The sequence below is a fragment of the Streptomyces sp. NPDC048182 genome (assembly GCF_043202555.1).
In the GTDB taxonomy this organism is placed as follows: domain Bacteria; phylum Actinomycetota; class Actinomycetes; order Streptomycetales; family Streptomycetaceae; genus Streptomyces.
The window spans coordinates 18,495-27,744 of the sequence record NZ_JBIDAQ010000029.1 but is presented as its reverse complement, the minus strand read 5'-3'; the positions used below and the strand labels follow the sequence as shown (position 1 = coordinate 27,744).

Annotated in this window: 1 protein-coding gene; it reads left to right on the top strand. The window is 72.7% G+C overall.

Going from position 1 to position 9,250, the window contains the following annotated elements; translation table 11 throughout:
• Positions 1-9,193 (top strand): SDR family NAD(P)-dependent oxidoreductase (locus ACGFZL_RS31720; protein ID WP_393696995.1); only part of this gene is annotated, 9,193 nt, incomplete at its 5' end.
• Positions 9,194-9,250 lie beyond the last annotated feature (57 nt).

Here is a 9,250-nt window from a genome sequence, read left to right as displayed (position 1 = left end):
CTTCACCGCCGGCGCCGGCATCGACTGGCGCCGCTGGTTCCCCACCGAACCCACCACCCCCCGCACCGTCGACCTCCCCACCTACGCCTTCCAGCGGCAGCGCTACTGGCTGGCGGTGGACGGCGTCGGGGACGTCCGCTCGGCGGGACTGCGGCGGCTCGACCACACGCTGCTGCCCGCGGCGCTGAGCCTCGCCGACGGCGCGCTCGTGCTGACCGGCCGCCTCGCGGCATCCGGTAGCGGCGGTTGGCTCGCCGACCATGCGGTGGCGGGCACGACCCTGGTACCCGGCGCGGCTCTGGTCGAGTGGGCGCTGCAGGCCGCCGAGGAGGTCGGCTGCCCCACCTTGGACGAACTCACGCTTCAGGCGCCCCTCGCGCTGCCCGAAACAGGGGGCCTTCAGGTCCAGGTCGTCGTCGGCCCCGCCGACGAGAAGGTCGGACGACACGAGGTCCGCGTCTTCTCGCGCCTCGACCGCGACGGGGAGCCGGATCAGGACGACGGGTGGGTGTGCCATGCGACCGGTGTGATCAGCCCCGACGCCGCCGCTGCCGCGCGGGGGCTGAGCGGTGAGTGGCCTCCGGCCGGCGCCGAGCCGGTGGAGATCGGCGATCTCTATGAGCGGGCGTCGGCCGCGGGCTACGACTACGGGCCGTCGTTCCAGGGCCTGCGCGCGGTGTGGCGGCACGGCGAGGACCTGCTCGCCGAGGTGACGCTGCCCGACGAGGCGGGCGCCCGCGACGGGTTCGGCATCCACCCCGCCCTCCTCGACGCGGCCCTGCACCCGGCGCTGCTCCTCGACCAGGGCGGCACCGAACTGCGCCTGCCGTTCGCTTGGGACGAGGTGTCCCTGTGGGCCACCGGCGCCACCGCCGTGCGGGTGCGCCTCTCCCCGTGTCAAGGAGGAGGAGCGGATGAGGGGCCCGGCCTGAGCGTCACGGTGGCCGACACCGCCGGCGCCCCGGTGTTCAGCGCCGCCTCTCTGGCCTTGCGGACGGCCGACCCCGAGCAACTGCGCGCGGCAGGGAAGGCCGGTGGCGCGGGTGGGCTGTTCACCGTGGAGTGGACCACCGTGCCCCCGGCAGCCGGAGAGGCCGGCGTCGCCGACTGGGTGGTGCTCGACGGAGGTGAGGACGAGGGCGGAGCCATGCCGGCTTGGATCGGAGCCGACCTCACCCGACACCGGGACCTGCCGGCCCTGTCGGCGGCCCTGGAGGACGGCGCACAGGCCCCCGAGGCCGTACTGGTCATGACCTCCGCCGCCGCCACCCCATCCGTGGCCTCCGCGGTCTCCGCCGACAGCCTCGACGCGCGCGGCCGATCCCTCGCCGAGCGCACACTGCGCCTGCTGCAGGACTGGCTCGCCGAACCGCGCCTCACCGACACCAGGCTCGTACTGGTCACCCACCACGCCGTGCCGACGGACCGGAGCACGGCAGCCGTCGACGCCCCGGCCGCCGCCGTATGGGGACTCGTGCGCAGCGCACAGGCCGAACACCCGGATCGCTTCGTCCTGTTGGACGCCGGTCCCGACGAGGACCGTGCCGCGGTCGCGCGGGCCCTCGCCACCGGCGAGCCCCAACTGGCGGTGCGGGGCGGCCAGATCACGGTCCCTCGTCTGGCCCGCACCGCCGCCCGGGACGAGACCGGCCCGGCCCTGGACCCCGACGGCACCGTGCTCATCGCGGGTGGCACCGGCATGATGGGCCGCCTGGTCGCCGAACACCTGGTCCGCGCCTGGTCGGTACGGCGCCTGCTGCTCGTCAGTCGGCAGGGACCCGCAGCGCCCGACGCCCGCGACCTCGCCGACGGGCTGACCGCTCTCGGGGCCCACGTGGAGATCGTCGCGGCCGACCTGACCGACGAGCAGGCCGCCGCCGACCTGGTCGCCACGATCCCTCCGGCGCACCCGCTGACCGGCGTGATCCACGCCGCCGGTGTCCTGGACGACGCCGTGGTCACCGCGCAGAGCCCCGACCGACTGGCTCGTGTCTGGGCCGCGAAGGCCACCGTCGCCGCCAACCTGGACGCGGCCACCCGGGAGCTGCCCCTCGGCCTGTTCGTCATGTTCTCCTCCGCCGCCGGCGTGCTCGGCAACGCGGGCCAGGCCGGATACGCCGCCGCCAACGCCTTCGTGGACGCGCTGGCCGCGAGGCGCCGTGGCGAGGGCCTGCCCGGACTCGCCGTCGCCTGGGGCCTGTGGGAGCGCGGCAGCGCGATGACCCGCCACCTCGGACCGGCCGACCTGGCACGGCTGCGCGCGGGCGGCATGCGACCGCTCACGGACGAAGCGGGCCTCGCTCTGCTGGACGCGGCGCGCGCCGCGGCGGCGTACACCTCGTCGGCGGTCGCCGCCGGCATCGACGTACGCGGCCTCGGCGGTGACGAGGTCCCGGCGATCCTGCGGAACCTGGCGGGACGCACCCGCCGCCGGGCGGCGTCCGGATCCACCGTGGACAAGGCGGCACTGGAGACGCGGCTCGCGGGCCTGGACGAGGCGGGCCGCAAGGCCGCCGTCACCGACCTCGTCCGCGAGTGCGTGGCGGCGGTCCTCGGCTACCGGTCGGCGGGCGAGGTACGTACCGAGGCCAACTTCAAGGACTTGGGGTTCGACTCCCTGACGGCGGTGGAGCTGCGCAACCGCCTCGCGACGGCCAGCGGTCTGCGCCTGCCCGCCACCATGGCCTTCGACCATCCGACCCCCCAGGCGCTCGCCACCTACCTGTGCACCCGCCTGGGCGGCCGGACCGCCGTCCCCGCCGCCCCGGCCGCGCGTCCGGCGCCCGGGACGGACGAACCGGTCGCCATCGTCTCCATGGCCTGCAAGTACCCCGGCGGCGTCTCCTCTCCGGAAGGACTGTGGGACCTGGTCGCCGCGGGCGTGGACACGGTCGGGGAGTTCCCGACAGGCCGCGGCTGGGACCTGGAGCGCCTCTTCCACCCCGGCCCCGACCATCCCGGCACCAGCTACGCCGACGAAGGAGCCTTCCTGCACGACGCGGGCGACTTCGACGCCGACTTCTTCGGCATCAACCCGCGTGAGGCGCTCGCGATGGACCCGCAGCAGCGCCTGCTCCTGGAGACCGCCTGGGAGGTGCTGGAGCGGGCGGGCATCGACCCGACCACGCTCAAGGGCACGCTGACCGGCACGTACGTGGGCGTGATGTACCACGACTACGCGACGGGCCTGGCCGGCGGCCAGGACGTCCAACTGGAGGGCTACTCGATGCTGGCCGGTTCGGGCAGCGTGGTGTCCGGCCGGGTGTCGTACACGCTGGGCCTCCAAGGCCCGGCGGTGACGGTGGACACGGCATGCTCGTCGTCCCTGGTGTCGATCCACCTGGCGGCGCAGGCGTTGCGGCAGGGCGAGTGCGACCTCGCCCTCGCGGGCGGCGTGACCGTCATGGCCACACCCGAGGTGTTCACCGGCTTCTCGCGGCAGCGCGGCCTGGCTCCCGACGGCCGCTGCAAGCCGTTCGCGGCGGCTGCCGACGGCACGGGCTGGGGCGAAGGCGTCGGCGTCCTCCTGCTGGAGCGTCTCTCCGACGCGCGCCGCAACGGGCACCAGGTCCTGGCGGTGGTGCGGGGGTCGGCGGTGAATCAGGACGGTGCGAGCAATGGTCTGACGGCTCCGAACGGTCCGTCGCAGGAGCGGGTGATCCGTCAGGCGCTGACGAGTGGCCGGCTGGGGACCGGGGACGTGGATGTGGTCGAGGGGCATGGCACGGGTACGACGCTCGGGGATCCGATCGAGGCGCAGGCGTTGCTTGCGACCTATGGTCAGGGGCGCCCTGTGGAGCGGCCGTTGTGGTTGGGTTCGGTGAAGTCGAACATCGGGCATACGCAGGCTGCCGCTGGTGTGGCGGGTGTCATCAAGATGGTGATGGCGATGCGGCACGGTGTGGTGCCGGCGAGTCTGCATGTGGATGAGCCGACGCCGCACGTGGACTGGGAGTCGGGCGCGGTGCGGCTGCTTGCCGAGTCGGTGGCGTGGCCGGAGGTGGACCGGCCGCGCCGGGCGGGCATCTCGTCCTTCGGCGCCTCGGGCACGAACGCCCACTTGATCATCGAGCACGTTCCCGAGCCTGCGGATACCGAGCAGGTCACCGTCGCTCCGGAGGCCGGGGGCGACCTTGTGCCGTGGGTCCTCTCCGCCCGCAGCCCGCAGGCACTCGAGCAGCAGGCACGCCGCCTGTCCGACGCCGCGTTCGCCGGCTCGGTCCAGGACGTGGGCTGGTCTCTGCTGCACTCGCGCACGCTCTTCGAGCACCGCGCGGTGGTCACGGGCCGCGAACCGGCCGAGTTCCTTGCCGGGCTTGAGGCGTTGGCTGCGGGTGCGGTGCGTCCGGGGGTGACCGGGGCTCGGGGGGCCGCGGGTGGTGGGGTGGTGTGGCTGTTCAGTGGTCAGGGCAGTCAGCTGGTGGGGATGGGTGCGGGGTTGTATGAGCGGTTTCCGGTGTTCGCCGCCGCGTTCGACGAGGTGTGTTCCCTGTTGGAGGGGGAGTTGGGCGTCTCCTCTGTGAAGGAGACGGTCTTCCAGGGCCCGAAGGAGCGTCTCGACCATACGACGTGGGCGCAGGCGGGGTTGTTCGCGTTGCAGGTGGCTCTGGCCCGGTTGTGGGAGTCGGTGGGTGTCCGTCCTGATGTGGTGATCGGGCATTCGGTCGGGGAGATCGCTGCGGCCTATGTGGCGGGGGTGTTCGATCTGGCGGATGCGTGCCGGATCGTGGGTGCGCGGGCGCGGTTGATGGGTGCGTTGCCTGCGGGTGGGGCGATGTGTGCGGTGCAGGCGACGGCGGAGGAGCTGGCTGCCGGCCTGGAGGGTTCGACGGTGAGTGTCGCGGCGGTCAACACGCCGGATTCGACGGTCGTCTCGGGTCCGGTGGAGGAGGTGGAGCGGGTCGTCGCTGTGTGGCGGGGGCGGGGGCGTAAGACCAAGGCGCTGTCGGTCAGTCACGCTTTTCATTCGGTGTTGATGGCACCGATGTTGGAGGAGTTCACCGAGGCGATCAGCTCGGTGGCGTTCAAGGTTCCGTCTGTCGCGTTGATGAGCAACGTTTCCGGTGCGGTGGCGGGTGAGGAGATCACTGCGCCCGGGTACTGGGCGCGGCATGTGCGTCAGGCGGTGCTCTTCCAGCCGGCTGTCGCGGCAGTGGCGGCTCGTGCGGGGGTGTTCATCGAACTCGGCCCCGCCCCGGTGCTGACCACGGCCGCCCAGCACACCCTGGACGGGGTGGAGGGCCCGGAGCCGGTGGTGGTGTGTTCGCTTGCCGGTGAGCGGCCCGAGGAGCAGGCGTTCACGGAGGCCGTGGCCCGGCTGCACACCGCCGGGGTCGACGTGGACTGGTCGGGATGGTTCCCGGCCGAGCCCGCCCCCGCCGTCGTAGATCTGCCGACCTACTCCTTCCAGCGGGAGAGTTACTGGCTTACCGCACGGACCGGTGCCGGAGATGCCACGGGTCTGGGGTTGGTGGCGGCTGGTCATCCGCTGTTGGGTGCGGCGGTGGAGTTCGCTGACCGGGGCGGATGTCTGCTGACGGGGCGTGTGTCGCGTTCGGGTGTGTCGTGGCTTGCCGATCATGCGGTGGCGGGGACGGTGCTGGTGCCGGGTGCGGTGTTGGTGGAGTGGGCGTTGCGGGCCGGTGACGAGGTCGGTTGCGGGGCGGTGGAGGAGTTGATGCTCCAGGCGCCGGTGGTCGTGCCGGAGTCGTCGGCGTTGCGGGTGCAGGTCGTCGTCGACGCGGAAGCGGAGGACGGCCGCCGCGAGGTGGCGATCTACACCCGCTCGGACTCCGGTGACGACGACTCCTGGGTGTGCCACGCCTCTGGCGTCCTAGCTCCCGAACCGATTGCCGAGGCACATGAGTTGGCCGAAAGCTGGACCCCCGCCGATGCCCAGCCCGTGGACCTCGACGGCTTCTACGCACGCGTGGCCGAGGCGGGATACGCCTACGGGCCGTCTTTCCAGGGCCTGCGGACGGTGTGGCGGCACGGTGAGGACCTGCTCGCCGAGGTGGAGCTGCCCGAGGCCGCCGGAACGCGCGACGGCTACGGCATCCACCCCGCCCTCCTGGACGCCACCCTCCACCCGGCCCTCCTGCTCGACTGGCCGGGACAGCCGGAGGACGACGGCAGGACCTGGCTGCCCTTCACCTGGAACCAGGTCGCCCTGTGGGCGGCCGGAGCGGGCACCGTCCGGGTACGCCTCTCGCCTGGCGCGCACGACGAGACCGAACGCGAAGTGCGGGTCCGGGTCACCGACGCCACCGGGGCGAAGGTCTTCACTGCGGGATCGGTGACGCTGCGTCCCGCCGACATCGGGCAGTTGCGGTCTGCGCGGACCCGTCACGACGGCCTCTTCACCGTGGACTGGACCTCGCTTCCGGCTCCGGCGCTTCAGCCGGGCGCGTCGGGCGCGGGAGGCTGGGCGGTGGTCGGGGACGGCGTCGGCCCGGCCGATGCCGTGCGGGACGGCGAGGCGCCGCCATGGGCACTGATCGCCCTCGTCGAGCCCACGGACAGCGGTGGACTTCCCGTCGCGGAGCGGGTGCTGGCCCTGGTACAGGAGTTCCTCGCCGTGCCGGAACTCGAGGAGTCCCGACTCCTGGTCGTGACGCGCGACGCCGTGGTCATCGACGGAGCCGGCGACGTGGACGCGGCTGCCGCCGCCGTGTGGGGCCTGGTCCGTAGCGCCCAGTCGGAGCACCCGGGCCGCTTCGCCCTCGTCGACGGGGACGGCGGGGAGCTGCCGCAGGCTCTCATCCGGCAGGCCGTCGAAGACCTGGATGAACCTCAACTGGCGCTCCGAGACGGTCAGATCCTCGTACCACGCCTGGTCCGCGCCACCGGCGGTGCCCTCGTCGCGGCACCCACCGAGCGTGCCTGGCGCCTCGACACGGGCGGTGCCGCGACCCTGGAGGGTGTGGCGCCCGTCGCGTGCCCGGAGCTCCTCGATCCCCTGGGCCCGGGGCAGGCGCGTCTGGAGGTCCAGGCCGCCGGCATCAACTTCCGTGACGTCCTGGTCAGCCTCGGCATGGTGCCGGGACAGACCGGACTCGGCGGCGAGGGCGCGGGTGTGGTCACGGAGGTGGGCCCCGACGTCACACACCTCTCGGTCGGCGATCACGTCATGGGCGTACTCGACAGGTCCTTCGGACCGATGGCCGTCGCGGACACCCGGCTGATCGCGCCGGTCCCACACGGCTGGGACCTGAAGGAAGCGGCCGGTGTGCCGATCGCGTATCTGACGGCGTGGTACGGGTTGGTGGAGTTGGCGGGTGTCGGGGCGGGGGAGCGGGTGCTTATCCATGCCGCGACTGGTGGTGTGGGGATGGCGGCGGTGCAGATCGCCCGGTATCTGGGTGCCGAGGTGTTCGCGACGGCGAGTGCGGCCAAGCACGGGGTTCTGGAGGAGATGGGTATCGACGCCGCTCATCGGGCGTCGTCCCGGGACCTCGGTTTCGAGGACGCTTTCCGTGCGGCGACCGGTGGGCGGGGTGTGGATGTCGTTCTCAACAGTCTGACGGGGGAGTTCATCGATGCTTCGTTGCGGTTGCTGGGGGAGGGCGGCCGGTTCCTGGAGATGGGCAAGACGGATCTGCGTGATGGCGGGGAGGTGGCTGCCGAACATCCAGGGGTGGCATACACCGTCTATGACTTGATCACTGATGCGGGTGGGGACCTGGTGTCTCGGATGCTGGGGCGGTTGGGGGAGTTGTTCGCATCAGAGCGGCTTAAGCCGTTGCCGGTACGTTCCTGGCCCTTGGGTGAGGCGCGGGAGGCGTTCCGTTTCATGAGTCAGGCCAGGCATACGGGCAAGCTGGTGCTGGAGGTTGCGCCCGCGCTGGATCCCGTGGGCACGGTCCTGGTGACGGGTGGCACCGGCGTACTCGGTCGGGCGGTGGCCGAGCATCTGGTGCGGGAGTGGGGTGTGCGGCATCTGCTGCTGGCCGGCCGGCGTGGCGCCGACGCGCCGGGAGTCGGTGAACTCGTGCGGCGGCTTGAGGGGCTGGGCGCCGAGGTCGCCGTCGTTGCGGCGGACGTCGGTGACCGGGAGTCGGTGGCGGAGCTGGTCGGCAAGGCGGACCCGGCCCATCCCCTGACCGGTGTGGTTCATGCTGCGGGCGTGTTGGACGACGCGGTGGTCACCGCGCAGACTCCCGAGGCGTTCGGGCGGGTGTGGGCGGCGAAGGCGGGTGCGGCGCGTCTTCTGCACGAGGCGACGCGTGGTCTGCGGCTTGGTCTGTTCGTGGTGTTCTCTTCGGCGGCGGCGACGTTGGGCAGCCCGGGGCAGGCCAATTACGCGGCTGCCAACGCCTATTGCGATGCCCTCATGCAGCACCGTCGGGCTCAGGGGCTTCCGGGCCTGTCGATCGGCTGGGGCCTGTGGCAGGCGGCCGGCGGCATGACCGGGCACCTCGGCGAGACGGACCTGGCGCGGATGAAACGCACCGGAGTCAACGCCATGCCCACCGAACAGGGCCTGGCCCTCCTCGACGCCGCACACCGCCACGGCCGCCCCCACCTGGTCGCCGCCCACCTCGACACCCGTGTCCTCGCGGGCAAGCCCGCCGCCGAGCTGCCCGCACTCCTGCGCGCCCTCGCTCCCGGCCAGGGACCCGCCAGGCCGACGGCCGCCACCGTACGGCCGGACACCGACTGGACCGCGCGACTGGCCGCGCTCACGGCGGAGGAGCAGCACCGCACCCTGCTCGACATGGTGCGCACGCACGCGGCGGCCGTCCTCGGGCACGCGGGCACCGAGGCCGTGCGGGCCGACGCTCCCTTCAAGGACCTCGGCTTCGACTCCCTCACCGCGGTCGAACTGCGCAACCGCCTCTCGGCGTCCACGGGCCTGCGCCTGCCTGCCACGTTCATCTTCCGGCACCCCACCCCGTCCGCCATCGCCGAGGACCTGCGCGCGCAGCTCGCCCCGGTGGCGGCCGACCCCTCGGCGCCGCTCTTCGGCGAGCTGGACCGGCTGGAGGCAGTGATCGCGGGACACGCCCGCGACGAGGACACCCGGGACCGCCTGGTGACCCGGCTGCAGAGCCTGCTGTGGCGCCTGGACGACAGCGCGGGCGGGACGGGGACCGACGGCGGCGACGACGCCGGCGCCCGCGCGGACGGACACCTCGAATCCGCGACCGACGACGAGCTCTTCGAGTTGATCGACCGCGAACTGCCCTCTTGATCAGGAGTGGAAGAGACATGCCGGGTACGGAAGACACGAAGGGTGCCGAGGACAAGC